This window comes from Nocardioides sp. HB32 (assembly GCF_054058995.1).
On sequence record NZ_JBSSBS010000001.1, the window covers coordinates 541,166 to 561,991 of the forward strand.

Below are 20,826 nucleotides of genomic sequence, written 5' to 3' on the forward strand. Positions count from 1 at the left end.
ACAGATCACAGGTCGAGGAGACCAGCCAGCACCCGCGCGACCCCGTCCTCGTCGTTGGCGGGCGCGGTGTGCGTGGCCGCCTCGAGAACGGTCGCGTGGGCGTTCGCCATCGCGTACGACGTGCCCGCCCAGGCGAGCATCGGCAGGTCGTTGGGCATGTCGCCGAACGCGACCACGTCCGTCGCGTCGACGCCGAGGTCGGCGCACAGCAGCGCGAGCGTCGAGGCCTTGGTGACGCCGGGCGCGCTGATCTCGAGCAGCGCCGTCGCCGACGACCAGGTGATCACCATCCGGCCCTGGACGACGGCCTCGGCGGCGTCCCAGAACTCCTGCGCCGAGAGCTCCTCATGGCGGGCCAGCAGCTTGAGGGCCGGACGGTCGAACAGCTCCGCGACCGGCGCGCGACGGGCACCGTCGGGGATGGCGTGCCGCTCGAGGAAGTCCTCCTCCAGGCCGATCCCGTCGAGCGTCTCCACCGCGAAGGTCGAGCCGGGGATCGCCTGGCGGATCAGCGCGCAGACCTCCAGCCCGAGCGCCGGGTCGATCAGCCGCTCGAGGTGCGGCCGGTGCCGGGCCACGTCCCAGACGAGGGCGCCGTTCGAGACGACGGCCAGGCCGTGCTCGCCGACGTGCTCGAAGACCTCCTCGGTCCAGCGCAGCGGCCGTCCGGTCACGAACACCACCGGGACGCCGAGCGCCTCGACCCGGGCGAGGACGTCGGCCGTGTACGGCGACACGCTGCCGTCGCTGCGGACCAGGGTGCCGTCCAGGTCGGTGGCGACCAGCCCGGGGCGGGTCATGGGGCGGGCAGCGGCCTGGCCATCACCAGGTGGCCGTCCTCGTCGCTGCCGCGGAGGTCGGTGAACCCGCACTTGGCGAGCACCCTGATGCTGGCCTGGTTCTCGGGCTCCACGCTGGCCCGCACCCGGACGCCCGCGCGGTCCGTCTCCACGAGCACCGCCGCGAGCGCCTCGGTCGCGAAGCCCCACCCGCGCGCCTCCTCGACGAGGCCGTAGCCCACCTCGACCTCGGGCACGCCGTCGGCCGCGTCCTCGGGCGGCCCGAAGAAGCCCAGCGACCCGAGCGCGGTCGTACCGCGGATGACGTGGCGAGGCGCCCAGGGGTCGCCGGCGTGGTACATCGTGGCGGCGTCGCGGTCGTCCTGGCGCGGGTAGTCGGTGTGCCAGCCGTCGCGGTGCCGCCCGGCCAGGATGTCGGCGGCCTCGCCCGGCGTCCAGAGCGGGAGCCGGAGCCGGTTGCTGGCGATCTCGTCGGGCAGCGTCATCCGAACCACGTGTCCAGCTCGGTGGCGAGGCCGTCCTCGTAGACGCTGTCGGTCACGGCGTCAGCCGCGGCGATGACGTCCTCGATCGCCTGTCCCATCGCGACCCCGCGGTGCGCCCACTCGAACATCTCGACGTCGTTGCGGCCGTCGCCGACCGCGAGGGCGTCCGCACCCGTGAGGCCGAGCCGGTCGGCGACGTGGGCGAGTCCCGAGGCCTTCGAGACGCCGACCGGCGCGAGGTCGAGCCAGGCGGTCCAGCCGACGACGTAGTTGGTACCGTGCAGACCCAGCTCGCCGGCGAGCGCGACGAACTCGTCGGCCGTCGACTCCGGATCGCGGATGATCACCCGGCTGACCTCGGCGGCGACCAGGTCGGCGACGTCCGTCACGATCATGTCCCCGGAGAGCTCGCCGTCGGGGAAGTGCGAGTTCACCCGGTAGCCGACGCCGCGCTCCTCGACCGCGACCAGCGCGTTGGGGTGCCGCGCCAGGATCGCCTCGACCGCGGGCCGGGCGTCGAACTTCTCCTCGTGCACGACCTCGAGCGGTGGGTAGCGGAACACGACCGCGCCGTTCGACGCGACGCCCCAGAGCCGCTCGCGACCCTCGCCGTGGAGCTCGAGCATGTCCGCGACGTTCGTCATGCCGTGCGGAGAGCGGCCGCTGGCGAGCACGACGTGCGCGCCGGCCTCGACCGCGCGCTGGACCGCGTCCTTCACCGCCTGCGAGATCTCCTCGCGGGTCGTTCCGGAGCCCTCCACCCACTTCAGGAGCGTGCCGTCGATGTCGAGCGCGACGAGCTTCGGCCGCCAGCCGGTCACCCCGTCGCTCACCGAGCGACCGGTTCCAGCACCTCGCGGCCACCGAGCCAGGGCTGCAGCGCCTTGGGGACCCGCACCGACCCGTCGGCCTGCTGGTGGGTCTCCAGGATGGCCACGATCGCGCGCGGGATCGCGCAGAGCGTGCCGTTGAGGGTCGCGACCGGCCTGATGTCCTGGCCGAACCGGCCCCGGGTGTCGAGGCGGCGGGTCTGGAACTCGGTGCAGTTCGAGGTCGAGGTCAGCTCGCGGTACTTGCCCTGCGTCGGGATCCACGCCTCGCAGTCGAACTTCCGCTGCGCCGACAGCCCCAGATCCCCGGCGGCGGTGTCGATGACCTGGTAGGCCAGCTCGAGCTTGTCCAGGAACGACTTCTCGATGCCGAGCAGTCGCTGGTGCTCGGCGAAGGACTCCTCGGTCGTCGTGTAGACGAACATCTCGACCTTGTCGAACCAGTGGACCCGGATGATGCCCTTGGTGTCCTTGCCGTGCGAGCCGGCCTCCTTACGGAAGCAGGGGCTGAACGCGGCGTACCGCAGCGGCAGCGAGTCGCCGTCGAGGATCTCGTCGGAGTGGTACGCCGCCATCGGCACCTCCGAGGTGCCGACGAGATACATGTCCTGCCCCTCGATCCGGTACACGTCGTCGGCGGCCTGGCCCAGGAATCCGGTGCCCTCCATCGCGCGGGGCTTGACCATCGAGGGCGCGACCACCTGGGTGAACCCGTACTCGCGCGCGGTCTCGTTGGCGAGGTTCACGAGCGCGAACTCGAGCTCGGCGCCGACGCCGGTGAGGAAGTAGAAGCGGGAGCCCGAGACCTTCGCGCCGCGGTCGAGGTCGATGGCACCGAGGATCCGGCCGAGCTCGACGTGGTCGCGGGGCTCGAAGCCCTCGGCCGTGAAGTCGCGGGGCGTGCCGATCGTCTCCAGCACGACGAAGTCGTCCTCGCCGCCGGCCGGCGCCTCCTCGGCAGCGAGGTTGGGGATGCCCATCACGGCGTCGTGCCAGGCCGCCTCGGCCTCGACCTGCGCGGCCTCCAGCTCCTTCACCTCTGCGGCGAGCGCCCTGGTGCGGGTCAGGAGCTCCTGCTTCGCCTCGCCCTGTGCCTGGGCGACCTGCTTGCCGAGCAGCTTCTGCTCGGCGCGCTTGGCCTCGAACGCCGCGATGGCGGCCCTCCGGGCCGAGTCGGCGGACAGCGCACGATCCACGACCTCGTCGGACAGCCCGCGCTTGGCCTGGGCGGCGCGCACGCGGTCGGGGTCGTCTCGGAGGATGCGCGGGTCGATCATGCCGGCAAGGCTATCCGGGGCGGCGGCACGGACGCTCGCCAGATACCGGCAGGCATACTTCCCCTCATGCTCGATCGACCCCGCGCCGCGTTCCTGACGTGGGCCGCGGTCTGCTTCGCGGCGTTCGCACTGCTGACCGCTGGGGTGATCGGCGGGTGGGGCTCGTTGACGTCGCTGGACGATCGCGGCGAGCGCGCGGAGACCTGGGCGGTCGACTCGGCGTGGCTGCGGAACCCGCTGAACGTGGTCGAGGACGCCTTCGGGACCGTCGGCATGACGATCCTGACCGTGGTGATCGTGGTGTTCCTGCTGGTCCGCGGCCATCGCCGCGCGGCGTTCTTCACCGCCGGGGTGATGATCGTGGCCTCGTTGGCGACCACGGCGCTCAAGCTCCTGGTCGGCCGCGGCAGACCCGGGTGGCAGAACCCCGACGAGTTCCTGCACAGCATGTCCTACCCGTCCGGGCACGCGTCGTCGATCGCGGCGCTGGGCGGGGTCCTCGCCGTGCTCGTGTCGATGTTCGTGCGCCGCGCGAACCTGCGCCGGGCGGCATACGTCGGGCTCGTGCTGGTCGTGCTGCTGGTGGGCGCGGACCGGGTGCTGCTGGGGCGGCACTACCCGAGCGACGTCGTGGGCGGCTACCTGCTCGGCATCGGCATGGTGCTGCTGGGCATCGCGCTCTACAACCCGCTGCCGCGCAGTCACGCCGCGAGCAGCGAGCCCCTGCCCGAGGTGTACGTCTCCGACCGGCGGCTCGCGGTGGTGCTCAACCCGATCAAGGTCGAGGACGTCGGCCAGTTCGAGGCGATCGTGACCGCGATGGCTGCCGAGGCGGGCTGGTCGGCGCCGACCTGGCACTACACGACCATCGAGGACCCCGGCACCGGCATGGCCGAGGCCGCCTCGGTCGCGGGCGCGGACCTGGTGCTCGTGTGCGGTGGCGACGGCACCGTCCGCGAGGTGTGCGCGGAGCTCGCCGGCACCGGCATCCCGGTCGGCATCATCCCCGCCGGGACCGGCAACCTGCTGGCGCGGAACCTGGACATCCCGCTCTACCTCCGCGCCGCCATCGACGTCGCACTCACCGGCCAGGACCGGGCGATCGACCTGGTCGAGGTGTCCGGCGACGGGATCGAGGACACCCACTTCATGGTGATGGCCGGTATGGGCTTCGACGCGGCGATCATGGAGGGCGTCAACGAGGACATCAAGAAGCGCGTCGGCTGGCTGGCCTACGTGCTGTCGGCGCTGAAGTCATTGATGTTCCCCGCCGTCCGCGTCGAGGTCTCGGTGGACGGCGCCGAGTTCACCAAGCACCGCGCCCGCACCGTCGTGGTCGGCAACGTCGGCTTCCTCCAGGCCGGCATGCCGCTGCTGCCGGACGCCGCGATCGACGACGGCGTGCTCGACGTGGTGCTGCTGCACCCCCGGAAGTTCCTCTCCTGGATCCCGCTGGCCTACCGGGTGCTCGCCCGCCGGCCGCGCACCGACGACCTCGTCAACCGGATGACCGGTCACACGGTCGCGATCCGGGCCGCGGTCGACACCCCGCGCCAGCTCGACGGCGACTCGATCGGCCCGGGCAAGGAGCTGCGGATGACCTGCGTGCACGGCCGGCTGCTGGTCCGCGTCCCGCGCTGAGCCTCAGCGCGGGGTGAGCCAGAAGACCGGGAGCTCGCGGTTGGTGCGCTCGGCGTACCGGGCGTAGTTCGGCCACGTCTCGAGCATGATCGGCCACTTCTCGTCGCGCTCCGGGCCCTCGAGCAGGCGGGCGTCGGCGGCGACCGTCCGGCCCTTGAACGTCACCAGCGGCTCGTCGGCCGCCTCGAGGTTGCCGACCCAGGCGGGCCGTTCGGGCGCGCCCCAGTTGGAGCCGGCGACCAGCCAGCCGTCGCCGTGCGGGACGCAGAGCAGCGGCGTCGAGCGGAGGATGCCGGTCTTCCGGCCGGGCACCTGGAGCAGGATCTCGGGCAGGCCGGCAAAGGTCAGCAGGTCGACGCGACCCCGCGTCACCCGTTGCAGCAGCTTGTCGAGGCCGACGATGGCACCGGCGAAGCGGTGCAGCCAGGGCTGGGCGCCGAGCTTCAGCGCCATCCACCGCATCGGGTTCATGGCCGGAGCATAGGAGTCAGGACGGCCGCGCGTGCTCGATCGCCTCGAGCTCCTCCGGGGACAGCTGCTGCTCGCAGGTCCACCCGCCGACGCTCTTGGCGTAGCTGCGCGCGTCGCTGCGGCCGTGGATGGAGGTCAGCACGACGCCGTTGCCCCCGTCGTCGAGCAGCGCGACCGACCAGGAGAGATGACCGCCCATGTCGCCGAACGCGTCGTACCGGACCACGGCGAGGTGCCGCAGCGCGTCCTTCGCCTCGGCCCGGAGTGCGGCGACCTCCTGGCGCAGGCCGTGCACGTCCTCGGGCACCGCCTCGACGCCGTCGCCCTTCCTGGGCGCGGTCCGTCTCAGCGTCACCGCCACGAGCAGCAGGGCGACGACAGCGATGACGAGTGCGACGAGGTCCACCCCCCGAGGGTAGGTCTGGCGGGCGGACAGGAGCCGGAGCGGCGCGCGCCCGCGTGGGACCATGACGGGCGTGACCCGACGCATCGCCTACCAGGGCGAACCCGGCGCCAACTCCCACCAGGTGTGCATGGAGCACTACCCCGACTGGGAGGCGGTGCCCTGCGCGTCCTTCGAGGACGTCTTCGCGGCCGTGGAGTCCGGGGGCGCCGACCTGGCGATGATCCCGATCGACAACTCGATCGCGGGCCGGGTCGCCGACATCCACCACTTCCTGCCGGACTCCGGGCTGCACATCGTCGCCGAGCACTTCCTGCGGATCCGGTTCTGCCTGATGGGTGTCCCGGGCACCACGATGGACACCATCAAGACCGTGCACAGCCACGTGCACGCCCTGGGCCAGTGCCGCCGGATCATCCGCGAGCACGGCTTCAAGCCGGTGATCGCCGGCGACACCGCGGGCGCCGCGCGCGAGGTCGCGGAGTTCGCCGACGTCACCCAGGCCGCGATCTCGCCGCCGCTGGCCGCGGAGATCTACGGGCTGGAGGTCCTCGCCGAGGACGTCGAGGACGAGGACCACAACACCACGCGCTTCGTCGTCCTCTCCCCGGAGCTGGTCGAGGCGCCGTCGGGCAACGGCCCGGTCGTCACCAGCTTCATCTTCAACGTGCGCAACCTGCCGGCCGCCCTCTACAAGGCGCTCGGGGGCTTCGCCACCAACGGCGTGAACATGACCAAGCTCGAGAGCTACATGGTCGGCGGCGAGTTCACCGCGACCCAGTTCCTGGCCGAGGTGGACGGGCACCCCGACGACGTCGGCGTGAAGAACGCGCTCGAGGAGCTGGCGTTCTTCACCACCGACATCAAGGTCCTCGGCGTCTACCCCGCGGACCCGTTCCGCGCCGAGGTCAGCCGCTAGCTCGGGTTCTGCATCAGGTTGAACATGCCGCCCTGCGGGTCGGCGAGGACCGCCATCCGGCCGACGCCGGGCACGTCGAACGCCGGCGCGACCACCGAGCCGCCGAGGCCGGTCGCCTTCGCGACGGTGTCATCGACGCTCTCGACGTTGAAGTAGACGTTCCAGTGCGGCGGCACGCCCTCCATCATCGGGGGCATCGCGCCGCCGACCTGGCGGCCGTCGACGACCAGGCAGGTGTAGTCCATGCCCCCCTCCATGGGCGCCGCCTCCCAGGAGACACCGAGGACGTCGCTGTAGAACTTCGTGGCCGCCGGCAGGTCCGGGCTGATCAGCTCGTTCCAGATCGGCGTGCCCGGCTCGTTGGCGCGCACCGTGCCGATCGTCGCGCCCGCCTGCCAGAGGTTCACCCGGGCCTCGCTCGGGTCCTTGATCGCCGCCATCCGGCCGAGGTCCATCACGTCGAACGGCTCGGCCTCGACCGTGCCGCCGGCCGCGGCGACCTTCGCGACGACCGCGTCCACGTCGTCCACCGTCAGGTAGACGCCCCAGAACGCCGGGTGCCCCTCCATGCCGGGCATCTGCCCGCTGATCCCCGCGACCGAGTCGCCCTCCTTGCCGACCGCCACGTAGTAGCCGGCATCCCCCAGCGGGACGTCCTCGAGCTCCCACCCGAACAGCGGGCCGTAGAACTCCTTGGCCGCCGCCTGGTCGGTCGTCACCAGCTCGACGTAGCTCGGCGTGCCCTGCGCGTACTTCTCGATCTTCGGCATTGCTCCTGCTCCTCACTCGGTGCGACCCCACCGGCCAGCCAACACCCGGCCGCCGACAGTGGCAATGCCGATCTCGGGACGACGACGTGAACGTTGTGGGACCGGACGAGTAGGTTCCTCACGTGGACGAGCAGGACCCCCGGATCGCCGACCTCGGCTTCGCGCGCGTCGACGTCGACCGCGCCGCGCGCACGGGCGACCCCGAGGTCGTGTACGGCGCCGGCAAGACTCCCGACCAGGTGGTCGCGATCCTCCGCGCGCTGCACGAGAAGCATCCCGAGCGCGCCGTGCTCGCGACCCGGCTCGCCCCCGAGGCGCTGGACACGGTGAGCCGGGTGCTGCCGGACGCCGAGATCGACCTGGTCGCCCGGGCGGTCACGCTCGGTCCGCTTCCCACTCCTACCGGGACCGTCGCGATCGTCAGCGCGGGCACCTCCGACGCTCCGGTGGCGGCCGAGGCCGCGCTCACCGTCGCCGTCCACGGCGCCGGGGTCGACCGGATCGACGACGTGGGCGTGGCGGGCCTGCACCGGCTCCTCGGCGTACGCGACCGGCTCCACGCCGCCGACTGCCTGGTCGTGGTCGCCGGCATGGAGGGCGCGCTGCCCTCGGTGGTCGGCGGGCTGACCGGCGTGCCGCTCGTGGCCGTGCCGACCAGCGTCGGGTACGGCGCCTCGCTCGGCGGCGTCGCCGCACTGCTCGCGATGCTGAACTCGTGCGCGCCCGGCGTGACGGTCGTCAACATCGACAACGGCTACGGCGCGGGCGTGCACGCGGCGCGCGTCGCGCGCCAGAGCGTCCGGCGATGAGCGACGTCTGGGTCGACGCCTCCGCGGGCGCCAGCGGCGACATGCTGCTGGGCGCTCTCGTCGGCGCCGGCGTGCCGCCCGCCGTACTCCAGGAGGCGGTCGATGAGGTCGCCCCCGAGCCCGTCGCCCTCCGCGTCGAGGAGGTACGCCGGGGTGGGCTGGCCGCCACCCGCGTGCACGTCGACGCCGCCGAGTCCCACCACCACCGCACCTGGCGCGACGTCCGGAGCATGCTGGCCGGGCGCGACCTGGCGCTGTCGGTCTTCGAGCGGCTCGCGGTCGCCGAGGCGGCGGTGCACGGCACCACTCCCGACGAGGTGCACTTCCACGAGGTCGGCGCACTCGACGCGATCGCCGACATCGTCGGGGTCTGCGCCGGGTTCGAGCACCTCGGCGCCCGGACCGTCACGGTCTCGCCAGTCGCGGTCGGCTCGGGCACCGTGCAGACCGCGCACGGCACCCTCCCGGTGCCGCCGCCTGCCGTCGCCGAGCTGCTCCGTGGCGTGCCGACGCATGCCGGCGCCGTCGCGATGGAGCTCTGCACGCCGACCGGCGCGGCGCTGCTGACGACGCTCGCGACGGCGTACGGTCCGCAGCCGGCGATGACGGTCGAGACCATCGGCGTCGGGGCCGGCGGGCGCGACCCGGAGGGTCATGCGAACGTGCTGCGCCTCTTCGCCGGCGCCGCGACGGGCTCCGGAGGAGGTGAGCCGCTGCTCCTCGAGTGCAACGTCGACGACCTCGACCCGCGGGTCTGGCCGGCGGTGATCGCGGCACTGCTCGAGGCCGGCGCCTCCGACGCGTGGCTGACGCCGATCCTGATGAAGAAGGGCCGCCCGGCCCACACGCTGCACGCGCTCGTCGACGGCGCCCGCGCCGAGGAGGTGCGGACCGCGATCTTCCGGCAGACCAGCACCATCGGGCTCCGGGAGCAGCCGCTGCGCAAGCACGCCCTGGACCGTGAGATGGTCGCGGTGGAGGTCGACGGCCGTGAGGTGGCCGTCAAGCTCGCCCGCCACCGCGGTGTCGTGGTCAACGCGCAGCCGGAGTACGACGACGTCGTCCGGGCCGCCACCGACCTGGGCCGACCGGTGGTCGACGTGCTCGCCGAGGCCACCGCCCTCTCCCGAAAGTTCCGGTAAGTGGATCCTGTCGTCATCGGCCTGAGCTTCCTGGCCATCTTCGTGGTCGAGCTGCCCGACAAGACGTTCCTCGCGACGCTCGTGCTCGCGACGAAGTACCGCCCGATCCTGGTCTGGATCGGCGTCGGCCTGGCGTTCACGGTGCAGACGATCGTGGCGGTGCTCCTCGGGCACGCCGTGTCGTTCCTGCCCGAGGACGTCGTGCGCCTGGCTGCCGGCGTGATGTTCCTGCTCGGCGCGATCATCCTGATCCGGGAGGGCCGCAGCCACCAGGCGGCCGAGGGCGAGGACGTCGAGACGAAGGACGTGCACGGGCTGCAGGCGGTGATCGCCAGCTTCCTGGTGCTGTTCGCCGCCGAGTGGGGCGACCTGTCCCAGCTGCTCACGATCTCGCTGGTCGCGAAGTACGAGGCGCCGGTCGAGGTCTTCATCGGCGCGCTCGGCGCGCTGCTCGTCGTCAGCGGGCTCGCGGTGGTGGCCGGCCGTCAGCTGCAGAAGTTCGTGAAGCTGCACGTCCTGCACTACGTGGGCGCCGGCGTCTGCCTGGTGCTCGCCGCGATCACGGCGTACGACCTGCTCTCGTAGTCGTCTCCTAGGCTGTCCGGCATGTCCACGCACGGCGCCGACAGCGAGGTCGGCACGCTCCAGACCGTCATGCTCCACCGACCGGGGAACGAGCTCAAGCGGCTCACGCCGCGGAACAACGACCGTCTCCTGTTCGACGGGATCCCCTGGGTCGCCCGGGCGCAGGAGGAGCACGACGGGTTCGCGCAGCAGCTGCGCGACCGCGGCGTCGAGGTGCTCTACCTGACCGACCTGCTGACCGAGACCCTGGAGAACGACGACGCCCGGAACCACGCGATCACCACGGCGCTGGCGGGGCTGCACCTCGGCGACACGCTCCGCGGGTACCTCGCCCGGTTCCTCCGCGAGGCCTCGCCGGCGGAGCTCACCGACTACCTCACCGCCGGCATCCGGAACGACGAGGTGCGCGGCGGCTTGGGCCTGGTGACCTCGCTGCTGGCCAGCGACGACTTCCTGATCGACCCGCTGCCGAACCTCCTCTTCACCCGCGACTCGAGCGTCTGGGTCCGGGACCGCGTCGCCATCACGTCGCTCGCGATGCCGGCACGCACCCGCGAGACCCAGCTCACCGAGCTCATCTACACCGAGCATCCGCGCTTCCGGGGGACCCGGAAGATCCATGGCTGGCACCACGAGCACGTCGAGGGCGGCGACGTACTGCTGCTCGCGCCCGGCGTCATCGCGGTCGGCGTCGGGGAGCGGACCACGCCGGCCGGCGTGGAGCGGTTCGCCCGCCAGGCGTTCCACGCGGGACTGGCCCACACCGTGCTCGCCGTACCCATCGCGCAGGAGCGGGCGACGATGCACCTCGACACGGTGTGCACGATGGTCGACGCCGACAAGATCGTGATGTACCCGAACGTCGCCGACTCCCTCCAGGCCCACGCCGTCACGCTGGCCGACGGCGCCGAGGACGACCGCGACCTGGTGCTGGCGGTGGCCCGCGCCGAGCCGTTCCTCGTCGCCGCGGCGAAGGCGATGGAGATCGACACGCTCCACCAGATCGACACCGGCCTCGACCCGGTCACCGCCGAGCGCGAGCAGTGGGACGACGGCAACAACACCCTCGCCATCGCCCCCCGCGTGGCGGTCGCCTACGAGCGGAACGTCGAGACCAACGACCGCCTCGAGGAGGCCGGCATCGAGGTGGTCCGGATCTCCGGGTCCGAGCTCGGCTCCGGCCGCGGCGGCCCTCGGTGCATGAGCTGCCCGGTGACGAGGGAGCCCCTCACCGTCGGCTGATCTCGGGTAGTCCCTGCCCGAAATGTCCTGTGGGAACGTTCCCACAGGACATTTTCGTCAGGGACTACCGCTCAGGCGGCCCAGGGCTCGGAGTCCAGGTCCGGGTCGGCCTCGGACATCGCCATCGGCCTGGGGCGGAGGAAGACCCCGCCGACGACCGCGGCGGCGAGGGCGGCGACCGCACCGACCGCGAAGGCGAGCTGGAAGCCGCCGTTCAGGGCCTCGAGCGGGGCCGAGCCGGACGCGGTGAGGGACTCGGTGCGGGACGCCGCGACGCTGACGAGCACCGCGAGGCCGAGGGCGCCGCCCATCATGAACGAGGTGTTCACGACGCCGGAGGCGAGGCCGGACTCGTGCGGCTCGACGTCGCCCATCGCGGCCAGCAGCACCGGGTTGAACGCGATGCCGGCACCGGCCCCGAGCAGCAGCATCGAGGGCAGTACGTCAAGCGCGAAGTCGCCCCCGACGGGAGCGCGGGAGAACAGCGCCAGGCTGACGGCGGCCAGGGAGAGGCCGGCGACCAGCGGCGGGCGGATGCCGAACCGCATGATCAGCTTGTCGGACACCCGCAGCGAGCAGAAGGCCATCACGACGCTGGTCGGGACGAAGGCGAGACCGACCTCGAGGGCGGTGTAGCCCAGCACCTGCTGGAGGTAGAGCGCGGCCAGGAAGAACCATGCGAACATCGCGGCCGCCCACAGCACGCCGACCACCTGCGAGACCACGACGTTGCGGAGGCGGAACAGCCGGAGCGGCACCAGCGGCGCGGCGGTGCGCGACTCCCAGAGGACGAACGCCCCGAGCAGGACCGCGCTGCCGCCGAGCAGGACCCAGTGGCTGCTGACGATCCCGTAGACGGAGAGCATCAGCGCCGCGGTCACGAGCACCGCACCGAGGACGTCGATCCGGGCACGCTCCGTCGCGGCCTCGTCGGCCGGGAGCACGCGGCGCGCGGCGATCCAGACGCCGACGCCGATCGGGACGTTCACCAGGAAGATCCAGTGCCACGAGAACAGCCCGGTCAGAACGCCGCCGAGCAGCACGCCCACGGCGCCGCCGCCGGACATCACGAACCCGAAGAAGCCCATGGCCTTGGCCCGCTCGGCCGGGTCGGAGAACAGCCCCATGATCAGGGACAGGGCGACCGCGGACACCGCGGCGCCGCCGAGACCCTGGATGGCCCGGCCGACGACCAGCAGGCCGGCGGACGGGGCCAGCCCGCAGGCGATCGACGCGACGGTGAACGAGACGACGCCGCCGAGGAAGACCCGGCGGTTGCCGAGCAGGTCGCCGAGCCGGCCGGAGAGCAGCAGGAACCCGCCGAAGGTCAGCAGGTACGCGTTCACCACCCACGCCAGCGCCGACTGGGAGAACCCCAGGTCCGTCTGGATCGACGGCAGCGCGACGTTCACGATGCTCGAGTCCAGCACGATCATCAGGTCGCCGAGGCACAGCACGTACAGCGCCAGCCAGCGGCTCTTCAGGTCGGTCATCGTCGTCTCCTCGGGTGGCAGGTGCCTTCACCTACTCCACGAACCAGCTCCTACGATTTCGACAGACCTGCCGAGACTTTCCGATTCATCGGTCCCGGACGCTCAGACGTGCCGGCGCGACTGGATCACCCGGAAGCGCGACGCGACGTACGCGCCGTCGGTGTACGACGCGTTCGCGGCCGGGTTGGCGCCGGTCCCGTGGAAGTCGGAGAACGCCGCGGACTGGTTGACGAAGACCCCGCCCAGGAGGTTCTCCGACAGCGCCACGCCGGCGTCGAGCGCGGCGTCGCGCATGTCGGCGATCACCTCGTCGGAGGTCGAGTAGACGGCGGCGGTCATCGCGCCGTGCCGCTGCACGGTGTCGCGGAACAGCGCGATCGACTCGTCGGTGCCGCCGGTCTCGATCAGGTACGCCACCGGGCCGAAGCACTCGGACTCGTAGACGTCGGCGTCCTTCGCGGTGAGCCGCAGCAGCGTGGGCGTGCGCACGGTCGCCGCGTCGAACGCGGGGTGGGTGACGGTGCGCGACGCGACCAGGACGTCGCCGTCGGCGGCCGCGTCGAGGCGGGAGAGCACACCGTCGTTGACGATGCCGCCGAGCAGCTCGACCGCGCGGGCATCGTCGCCGAGCAGCCGCTCCAGCGCCGCACCGATGCCGTCGGCCACCTCGGCAGGCGTCTTCACGCCGTCCTCGGTCGCGACACCGGACGCGGGCAGGTAGACGTTCTGGGGCGCCGTGCACATCTGGCCGGAGTAGAGCGAGAACGAGAACGCGAGGTTCTGGCACATCGCCGCGAAGTCCGAGGTGGAGTCGACGACGACCGTGTTGACGCCGGCCTTCTCGGTGAACACCACGGCCTGCCGGGCGTGCTCCTCCAGCCAGTCACCGAACGCGTTGCCGCCGGTGAAGTCGATGAGCCGCACCTCGGGGCGTACGGCGAGGGTCGCGGCCAGGTGGTCGTCGGGCTCCTCCGCGGCCAGGGTGACCAGGTTCGGGTCGAAGCCGGCCTCGGCCAGCACCTGCTGGCACGCCTGCACGGTGATCGCGAGCGGCAGCACCGCCGCCGGGTGCGGCTTCACCACGACCGGGTTGCCGGTCACGAGCGAGGCGAACAGGCCCGGCCAGGAGTTCCAGGTCGGGAACGTGTTGCACCCGATCACGAGCGCGACGCCGCGCGGCACCACGGTGAACGTCTTCTCCATCCGAAGCGGTTCGCCGCGCCCGGGCTTCTCCCAGACCGCGGTCGCCGGCGTCCGGGTCATCTCGGTCCACGCGTAGGCGATGGCCTCCAGGGCCCGGTCCAGCGCGTGCGCCCCACCGGCCTGGAAGGCCATCACGAACGCCTGGCCGCTGGTGTGCTGCACGGCGTTGGCGAGCTCGAAGATGCGTGTGTGGAGCCGCGACAGGATCTCCAGGCACACCCCCGTCCGTCCCTCGGGACCGGCGTCGCGCCACTGCTTCATGCCGGCACGCGACGCCGACAGCAGGGCGTCGACGTCCACGGCCCGTGGGTACGAGACCCCGAGGTCGAAGCCGAAGGGCGACCGCTCGGTCGACACGGTTCCGGACGCGCCGGGGGTGCTGAGCGGGAAGGTGCCGCCGAGCCACGCCTCGAACGCCGCCTTGCCGGCACCGGCCGCGTCCTCGCCGTACACCCGCGGCGAGGGCGACTCGTCGAACGCCGAGTAGTAGGTGCGGCTCGCACTGGCCGCGACCGCGTCGTCGAGGCGCTGGCGGTGGCGGTCGAGCAGGGCGTCGGTCATGGCACATTCTCCCTTGTGACGGTGTCGAGCAACTCTTGCACAGAAGTGTCACAAGTCGGCACCCCGACTACCCTCCTCCCACATGAGGGTGCGGTGGGTCGGGGTGACGCTCGCGCTCGTGCTGCTGGGCGCCGCTGCCGGGTACGGCATCGGCGTGCTCCGGCAGGAGGAGCCCACCACCGTCGCGGTCGCCGCTCCCGTGCCGGCGCAGTCGCCCTCGATCCCGGTGCTCCCGACGCGGGGCTACTCCCCGGACATCGACTACCCGCCGCTCGAGACCGACCTCGACTACAAGGCGCACAAGCTGGGCGACCCGACCTACCAGTGGCGGTACGACGTGCCGAAGGGCTGGGCGCCGGAGGAGGTCTCGCCGCTGTTCGAGGTCCGCTGGCGACCGGCCGACGAGCCGACCATCGGGGGCTACAGCCTCCGCGTGAAGCTGGTCAACGAGCACCGCACCAACGAGGAGATGGTCGCCGCGAAGCTGGCCGCGGTGCAGGCGATCTACGACGACGTGCACGTGCTCGCCCGGACCGACGACATGCTCTCCTTCCGCTACCGGGACCCCGACCACAACACCGAGCGGTTCAACACGTTCACCTGGTTCACGGTCCCGGGCGGCACCCTCGCGGAGTTCGAGATGAGCGTGGTCGGCCGCGCGGTCGACGTCCCCGGCCTCGACAGCCTCCGCGACCACGTCGCGGCGAGCATCGAGAAGCTCCCCTAGCTCCCTCAGCTCAGAAGCCGCGCGCCTGCACGTCGTCGAGGACGTTGTTCGCGGTGGCGCGGCTGGCGCTGCGGATCTGCACCCAGAGCAGCCGGTTCGCGGCCAGCCGGACCACCCGCTCGACGGTGACGCCGCCGGGGCAGTCGGTGTAGAGCACGGTCCGGGAGGGGTGTCCGCCGAAGGTGCCGGGGACCGGCTCCTGCGCGCTGGCGCACTCGGGGTGCCGCGGCATCCGCGCGGGCAGCTCGGTGCCGGGCAGGATGCCGAGGAAGACGCCCTGCGCGCGCGAGCTGACGTCGGTCCAGTCCGTCACAGTGCCGACCGACAGGGCCGGGAACTCGCCGCCGTCGGTGGGCGCCTCCCAGCCGCTCGGCGCGACCGCCCGCTCCCAGTCGCCGGGCACGGTCACGAACAGCGTGCCGGTGTCGTCACCGACGGTCGCCTCGCCCTCCCCGCGCTGCTCGGCCCAGTACCCGGCACCCACGCCGACCGCGAGTGCCAGGAGACCGGCGAGCGCGCCGATCGCCCGGCGGGTGCGCCGCCGGCGCGGCGGCACCGGTGCCGGCAGTGGCTCGTCGGACGGCCGCTGCGAGGGCCGGGCTCCGGGCTGGGTCAGGTGCGGGTCGACCGGCAGCCAGGCAGCCGACCGGTCGCCGGCCGCGGCCGCTCCGAGAGCGTCCTCGAGCGCGTCGACGTACGACATGACGTCGGGCCACCGGTCCGCGCGGTTGACCGAGAGCCCCCGGCGCACGACGGCCTCCACCGGCGTCGCGAACGGCCGGTCCGGGGTCGACAGCGGCGCGGGCGCCGCCGGCGAGGCCGCGGCGGACAGCGACGCGTGGGCGTACGGCGCCCGGCCACTGAGCAGCAGGTAGGTGATGGCCGCGAGGGAGTACTGGTCGGCGCGGGGGTCCAGCGGCTCGCCCTGCGCCTGCTCGGGTGCCACGAACGTCGGCGTCCCGGCGATCATCGTCAGCCGCGACGAGACGTCGAGGGCCTTGCCGAGCCCGAGGTCCGCGACCATCGCCCGCACGGTGCCGTTGCCGGAGTCCTCGACGGTGCGGAACAGCACGTTCGCCGGCTTCACGTCGCGGTGCAGCACCCCGCGCTCGTGCAGCGCCTGGAGTCCAGAGCCCACCTGGCGCACGACCTCCATCGCCTGCGCGGGCGTCACGCCCTCGAGCTCGAGCCGGTCGGCGAGCGTGCCCTGGTCGGCGAAGGACATCACCAGGTAGGGCCGGCCGTCCTCGAGCTCGCCGGCGTCGTACACGCTCACGACGTACGGCGACTCCACCTTGCGCAGGAACCGCCCCTCCTCGAGGAAGCGCTGCCGCACGGCCGTGTCCTCGGTCCAGTTGTCCGCCAGCACCTTGACCGCCACGGGCGAGTCCAGCTGCTCGTCGTAGGCGAGCCACACGGTCGCGAACCCGCCGGACCCGATCCGGCGGCGCACGGCGTACCGGCCGAGGCGGGAGGGCATGGACACCCGGCCATTATCAGGGACCCGGGGCCCGACCCCGAGCCTCCACCCCGGGAGGGGCCGGGGTCGGCTCAGGGACGAGGCGCCCCACTTCCCTGATGTGGGCACCACGCTCCAGGCGACAGGCTCGTGGCCATGATCAAGGTCGATTCACTCACCAAGAGGTACGGCGCCTTCACCGCCGTCGACGACGTCAGCTTCACCGCCCGGCCGGGCCGGGTCACCGGCTTCCTCGGCCCGAACGGCGCCGGGAAGTCCACGAGCATGCGGGTCATGGTCGGGCTCACCCCGGCCACCTCCGGCTACGCCGAGGTCAGCGGCCGGCGGTTCGCCGACCTGCCGAACCCCGGCCTGGAGGTCGGCGTCCTGCTCGACGCCTCCGCCCAGCACGCCGGACGCACCGGCCGCGAGATCCTCACCATCGCCCAGCGCACCATGGGCCTGCCGGCCGGCCGGGTCGACGAGATGCTCGAGCGCGTCAGCCTGACGCCCACCGAGTCGGGCCGCCGGGTGCGCAACTACTCCCTCGGCATGCGCCAGCGCCTCGGCATCGCGACCGCGCTGCTCGGCGATCCCGAGGTCCTGATCCTCGACGAGCCCGCGAACGGCCTGGACCCGGCCGGCATCCGCTGGATGCGCGACCTGCTGCGTGGTTACGCCGACCAGGGCGGCACCGTGCTGCTCAGCAGCCACCTGCTGCACGAGATCGAGGTCATCGCCGACGACCTCGTGGTGATCGGCAACGGCCGGATCGTCGCCCAGGGCACGAAGGCCGAGCTGCTCGCCTCCGCGGGCACCCTGGTCCGGACCCGGGACGTGCCGACGCTGTCCCGAGCCCTGGTCGACGCCGATGTCGAGTTCTCCCCCATGACCGACGCCCTCCGCGTCGAGGCCGACCCCGACGTCGTCGGACAGGTCGCCCTGCGGGCCGGCGTGGCCCTCACCGAGCTGCGCGCCGCCGACGGCGCCGGCCTCGAGGAGATGTTCCTCGAGCTCACCGCAGACACCCAGCGAGAAGGAGTAGCAGCATGACCGCCACGACCGTCGAAGGCGCGGTGCAGACCGAGGTCGTCCGCGCGCCGCGACCCGCGCCCGCCCGGATCCCGTTCTCCCGGATCGTGACCGTGGAGCTGCGCAAGTCGTTCGACACCCGGTCCGGCTTCTGGCTGATGGCCAGCATCGGCATCCTCGCGGTGATCGCGACGGGGGCGACCATCCTGTTCGCGCCGGACGACCAGCTCACCTACGACAGCTTCGCCGCCGCGATCGGCTTCCCCATGGCCGTGGTCCTGCCGGTGATCGCGGTCCTGTCGGTGACCAGCGAGTGGAGCCAGCGCACCGGACTCACCTCGTTCACGCTGGTGCCGCACCGCGGTCGCGTGATCGGCGCCAAGCTGGCAGTCACGGTCGGAGTCGGCGTCGCGTCGATGCTGGTCGCCGCGGCGATCGGAGCTCTCGGCAACCTCCTGGGCTCAACGATCGCCGGGACCGACACGGTCTGGGACGTCAGCGCCCTCGAACTCGCCTACATCGTGCTCGCCAACGTGCTCGGCATGCTCATCGGATTCATGCTGGGCGTCCTGCTGCGCAACTCCGCGGCCGCCATCGTGGGCTACTTCGTCATCAGCTTCGTGCTGGTGCCGCTGTCCATGCTGCTCGCGCAGAGCCAGGCCTGGTTCGAGAAGGCCCAGCCGTGGGTCGACTTCAACTTCGCCCAGGGCTACCTGTTCAACGGCGACATGTCGGGCCAGCACTGGGCGCAGATCGGGGTCACCAGCCTCTTCTGGTTGATCATCCCGATGACGATCGGGCTCTGGAGCGTGCTGCGCTCCGAGGTCAAGTAACCGTTTGGTCACCCTTCCCCGTCGTCCGACTAGGGTCGGTACGACGGGGAAGGGTGAACTGCGTGATGGAGGCACTGACGCCGGACGAGATCGACGATCTCGCCCGGCGTGCTCAACAGGGAGACCGGGACGCGCTGGAGGCGCTGCTCACGGCGGTCCGGCCGCGCGCGCTGAACGTGTGTCGGGGCGTGCTGCCGCACCTGCCGGACGCCGAGGACGCCTGCCAGGAGGCGCTGATCAACGTCGCCAACAAGATCGGATCCTGGGGCGGCCGTGGCCGGTTCACCACCTGGATGCACGTCGTGGCCGTGAACAGCGCGCGCACGACGTACCGCCGGATGAAGAACCAGGCCATCGCCGCCGACCCCCAGGAGGTCGGCCCGCTCGACAAGCCGGACCCGCGCACCACCAGCGTCATCGCCGGCACCCGCCTCGACCTGCTCGAGGCGATGGAGACGATCGAGAAGGACCACCCGCAGTTCGTGGAGCCACTGCTGCTCCGCGACGTCTACGGGCTCTCCTACGAGGAGATCGCCGAGCAGGTCGGGGCGCCGCTCGGCACCATCAAGGCCCAGATCCACCACGGCCGCAAGCTCGCCCGGCCCCTGCTCCGGGGTGACGGATGAAGGACGGCGCGGCCGCCCTCGCGGCCCTCGCCCCTCCTGCTCACCGGCTGCACCTCCGACGCCGGCCGGACCTCACCGCAGCCCGCCGCGTCCCCCACCGGCGACGTCGCCGACGGGTTCAGCAGGACCGTCGAGGACTCGGTCTACCCCGAGGTCGGCGATCCCGGCGTCGACGCCCTCCACTACGGGCTGGCGCTCGCCTGGGACCCCCGCACCTCCACGCTGGACGCGACGGAGCGGCTGCACTTCCGCTCGACCGCCAGCGCCGACGACTTCCGCCTCGACTTCGCCGCGCCGCTCGACCCGAGCTCGGTCACGGTCGACGGCGAGAAGGCGACGTACGACCACGACGGCAAGGACCTCGTCGTCGACCGTCCGGTCGAGGCGAACGCCGAGTACACGCTGGTGATCCGGTACTCCGGCAAGCCCGCGCCGGTTCCCGCACCCGTCCAGCGCAGCGACTTCAGCAGCACCGGCTGGACGGTGACCCGGGACGGCGGCGCGTGGACCATGCAGGAGCCGTACGGCGCCTACAGCTGGTACGCCGTCAACGACCAGCCGTCGGACAAGGCGCTGTACGACGTGACGATCTCGGCGCCCGCCGGCATGGTCGGAGTCTCCAACGGCGCGCTCCTGTCCCGCCGCCGGGAGGACGGCGACACCGTCACCCACTGGCGGCTCGACGAGCCGGCCTCGTCGTACCTCGTGACGGTCGCGATCGGCCACTTCACGATGACCGAGGACCGCTCGCCGTCCGGGGTGCCCATCACGTACTGGACGCCGGTGGACCGCCCGGACCTGCTCCAGCGGCTCCGCCGGGCACCGGCCGCGATGGCCTGGCTCGAGGACCGGCTCGGACCGTTCCCGTTCGACCAGCTCGGCTTCCTCGTCGTCGACTCCAGGAGCGGCATGGAGACGCAGACGATGATCACCCTCGGCGACACCCGCTACGCGACCTCGCCCGAGGTGCTCGTGCACGAGATGGCGCACCACTGGTACGGCGACGAGGTGACGCCGCTCGACTGGCGAGACGTCTGGATGAACGAGGGCATGGCCACGTACCTCCAGGGCGTCTGGCAGAGCGAGGACGAGGGCACGCCGCTCGAGGACCGGATGGACTACTGGGCCACGCTCGACACCCAGCTGCGGCAGGACGCCGGCCCGCCCGCGAACTACCGGAAGGACTCGTTCGGCGCGGGCAACGTCTACTACATCCCCGCGGTGATGTGGGACGAGCTGCGCAAGAAGCTCGGCGACGACGAGTTCTGGAAGCTGGTGCGGGCCTGGCCCGCCAGCCACGAGGACGGCAACGCGGACTACCAGGAGATCACCTCGTGGTGGTCGGAGAAGAGCGGCCAGGACCTCCGGAACTTCTTCAACGCCTGGCTGCTCGGGCCGGAGACGCCGCAGCGCGGCTGAGCGTGCAAACCCGGGCGGGTTTCTCCGGTCGGCCGGTGAAACCCGACGGACACGCCGGGCGGGATCGGCGTGTCCGTCGGGTTTCCCCCGACAAGTCCC

At 72.1% G+C, this 20,826-nt stretch carries 21 protein-coding genes; 11 read left to right on the top strand and 10 right to left on the bottom strand.

Translation table 11 applies throughout. The annotated features are described in order from the left end of the window. Positions 1-5: 5 nt before the first annotated feature. From ACVW2K_RS02830 to serS, 4 genes are read right to left on the bottom strand one after another with little or no spacing between them, the layout of a single operon-like run. A complete protein-coding gene (locus ACVW2K_RS02830) occupies positions 6-800 on the bottom strand; it encodes a Cof-type HAD-IIB family hydrolase (RefSeq protein WP_457201458.1) in 795 nt (264 codons plus the stop codon). Next, entirely contained in the window at positions 797-1,285 is a 489-nt protein-coding gene (locus ACVW2K_RS02835) for a GNAT family N-acetyltransferase (RefSeq protein ID WP_457201459.1), read from the bottom strand. Before ACVW2K_RS02835 ends, ACVW2K_RS02830 begins: the two co-directional genes overlap by 4 nt. After that, entirely contained in the window at positions 1,282-2,118 is an 837-nt protein-coding gene (locus ACVW2K_RS02840) for an HAD family hydrolase (RefSeq protein ID WP_457201460.1), read from the bottom strand. Before ACVW2K_RS02840 ends, ACVW2K_RS02835 begins: the two co-directional genes overlap by 4 nt. After that, the gene (gene serS / locus ACVW2K_RS02845) at positions 2,115-3,392 is read right to left on the bottom strand and encodes a serine--tRNA ligase (protein WP_457201461.1); all 1,278 of its coding nucleotides are present in this window, start codon (positions 3,390-3,392) and stop codon (positions 2,115-2,117) included. Before serS ends, ACVW2K_RS02840 begins: the two co-directional genes overlap by 4 nt. 66 nt (positions 3,393-3,458) lie before the next feature. On the opposite strand from serS, the gene ACVW2K_RS02850 reads away from it, so the two are divergent. After that, positions 3,459-5,033 (top strand): diacylglycerol kinase family protein, encoded by a 1,575-nt coding sequence (locus ACVW2K_RS02850; protein WP_457201462.1) that lies wholly within the window; start codon positions 3,459-3,461, stop codon positions 5,031-5,033. Between the two features lie 3 nt (positions 5,034-5,036). Here ACVW2K_RS02850 and ACVW2K_RS02855 read toward each other — a convergent pair whose 3' ends face one another. Both ACVW2K_RS02855 and ACVW2K_RS02860 read right to left on the bottom strand, forming a co-directional pair. After that, entirely contained in the window at positions 5,037-5,504 is a 468-nt protein-coding gene (locus ACVW2K_RS02855; RefSeq protein WP_028638514.1) for a nitroreductase family deazaflavin-dependent oxidoreductase, read from the bottom strand. Positions 5,505-5,520: 16 nt separating this feature from the next. Next, on the bottom strand, positions 5,521-5,910 hold the full coding sequence (locus ACVW2K_RS02860; protein ID WP_457201463.1) for a DUF4446 family protein: 390 nt from the start codon (positions 5,908-5,910) through the stop codon (positions 5,521-5,523). Between the two features lie 70 nt (positions 5,911-5,980). Between ACVW2K_RS02860 and ACVW2K_RS02865 the strand changes: the two genes are divergently transcribed. After that, entirely contained in the window at positions 5,981-6,826 is an 846-nt protein-coding gene (locus ACVW2K_RS02865; protein WP_457201464.1) for a prephenate dehydratase, read from the top strand. Here ACVW2K_RS02865 and ACVW2K_RS02870 read toward each other — a convergent pair. Beyond that, positions 6,823-7,596 (bottom strand): VOC family protein, encoded by a 774-nt coding sequence (locus tag ACVW2K_RS02870; RefSeq protein WP_457201465.1) that lies wholly within the window; start codon positions 7,594-7,596, stop codon positions 6,823-6,825. The genes ACVW2K_RS02865 and ACVW2K_RS02870 overlap by 4 nt on opposite strands. Positions 7,597-7,718: 122 nt before the next feature. On the opposite strand from ACVW2K_RS02870, the gene larB reads away from it, so the two are divergent. Genes larB through ACVW2K_RS02890 form a run of 4 tightly spaced genes read left to right on the top strand, consistent with a single transcriptional unit; the run spans position 7,719 to position 11,374 of the window. Then, positions 7,719-8,405: a nickel pincer cofactor biosynthesis protein LarB gene (gene larB / locus ACVW2K_RS02875; RefSeq protein WP_457201466.1), complete on the top strand. Its 687-nt coding sequence runs from the start codon at positions 7,719-7,721 to the stop codon at positions 8,403-8,405. Next, positions 8,402-9,547 carry a nickel pincer cofactor biosynthesis protein LarC gene (larC, locus tag ACVW2K_RS02880; protein ID WP_457201467.1) on the top strand — a complete coding sequence of 382 codons (1,146 nt, stop codon included), beginning with the start codon at positions 8,402-8,404 and terminating at the stop codon, positions 9,545-9,547. Before larB ends, larC begins: the two co-directional genes overlap by 4 nt. After that, positions 9,548-10,132, top strand: a complete 585-nt coding sequence (locus ACVW2K_RS02885) for a TMEM165/GDT1 family protein (RefSeq protein WP_457201468.1) — start codon at positions 9,548-9,550, stop codon at positions 10,130-10,132. 21 nt (positions 10,133-10,153) lie between these two features. Next, positions 10,154-11,374 (top strand): arginine deiminase, encoded by a 1,221-nt coding sequence (locus ACVW2K_RS02890; RefSeq protein ID WP_028638507.1) that lies wholly within the window; start codon positions 10,154-10,156, stop codon positions 11,372-11,374. Between the two features lie 71 nt (positions 11,375-11,445). Here the strand turns inward: ACVW2K_RS02890 and ACVW2K_RS02895 are convergent, their stop codons facing one another. Beyond that, positions 11,446-12,867 carry a DHA2 family efflux MFS transporter permease subunit gene (locus ACVW2K_RS02895; RefSeq protein ID WP_457201469.1) on the bottom strand — a complete coding sequence of 474 codons (1,422 nt, stop codon included), beginning with the start codon at positions 12,865-12,867 and terminating at the stop codon, positions 11,446-11,448. A 102-nt stretch (positions 12,868-12,969) separates the two neighbouring features. Continuing rightward, entirely contained in the window at positions 12,970-14,631 is a 1,662-nt protein-coding gene (gene paaN, locus ACVW2K_RS02900) for a phenylacetic acid degradation protein PaaN (protein WP_457201470.1), read from the bottom strand. An 82-nt stretch (positions 14,632-14,713) separates the two neighbouring features. Between paaN and ACVW2K_RS02905 the strand changes: the two genes are divergently transcribed. Then, positions 14,714-15,358, top strand: a complete 645-nt coding sequence (locus ACVW2K_RS02905; protein ID WP_155992228.1) for a hypothetical protein — start codon at positions 14,714-14,716, stop codon at positions 15,356-15,358. A 10-nt stretch (positions 15,359-15,368) separates the two neighbouring features. On the opposite strand, the gene ACVW2K_RS02910 is transcribed toward ACVW2K_RS02905, so the two are convergent. Then, positions 15,369-16,838: a serine/threonine-protein kinase gene (locus tag ACVW2K_RS02910; RefSeq protein ID WP_457204039.1), complete on the bottom strand. Its 1,470-nt coding sequence runs from the start codon at positions 16,836-16,838 to the stop codon at positions 15,369-15,371. Positions 16,839-16,973: 135 nt separating this feature from the next. Between ACVW2K_RS02910 and ACVW2K_RS02915 the strand changes: the two genes are divergently transcribed. The 4 genes from ACVW2K_RS02915 (at position 16,974) to ACVW2K_RS02930 (ending at position 20,727) form a co-directional block, all read left to right on the top strand. Beyond that, positions 16,974-17,870, top strand: coding sequence for an ABC transporter ATP-binding protein (locus tag ACVW2K_RS02915; protein WP_457201471.1), 897 nt, complete (start codon positions 16,974-16,976; stop codon positions 17,868-17,870). Further along, entirely contained in the window at positions 17,867-18,682 is an 816-nt protein-coding gene (locus tag ACVW2K_RS02920) for an ABC transporter permease (protein WP_457201472.1), read from the top strand. The genes ACVW2K_RS02915 and ACVW2K_RS02920 overlap by 4 nt, the downstream gene beginning before the upstream one ends. Before the next feature lie 65 nt (positions 18,683-18,747). After that, on the top strand, positions 18,748-19,308 hold the full coding sequence (locus ACVW2K_RS02925) for an RNA polymerase sigma factor (protein ID WP_028638501.1): 561 nt from the start codon (positions 18,748-18,750) through the stop codon (positions 19,306-19,308). A 240-nt stretch (positions 19,309-19,548) separates the two neighbouring features. Beyond that, positions 19,549-20,727, top strand: coding sequence for a M1 family metallopeptidase (locus tag ACVW2K_RS02930; RefSeq protein ID WP_457204040.1), 1,179 nt, complete (start codon positions 19,549-19,551; stop codon positions 20,725-20,727). The last annotated feature ends 99 nt before the right edge of the window (positions 20,728-20,826 follow it).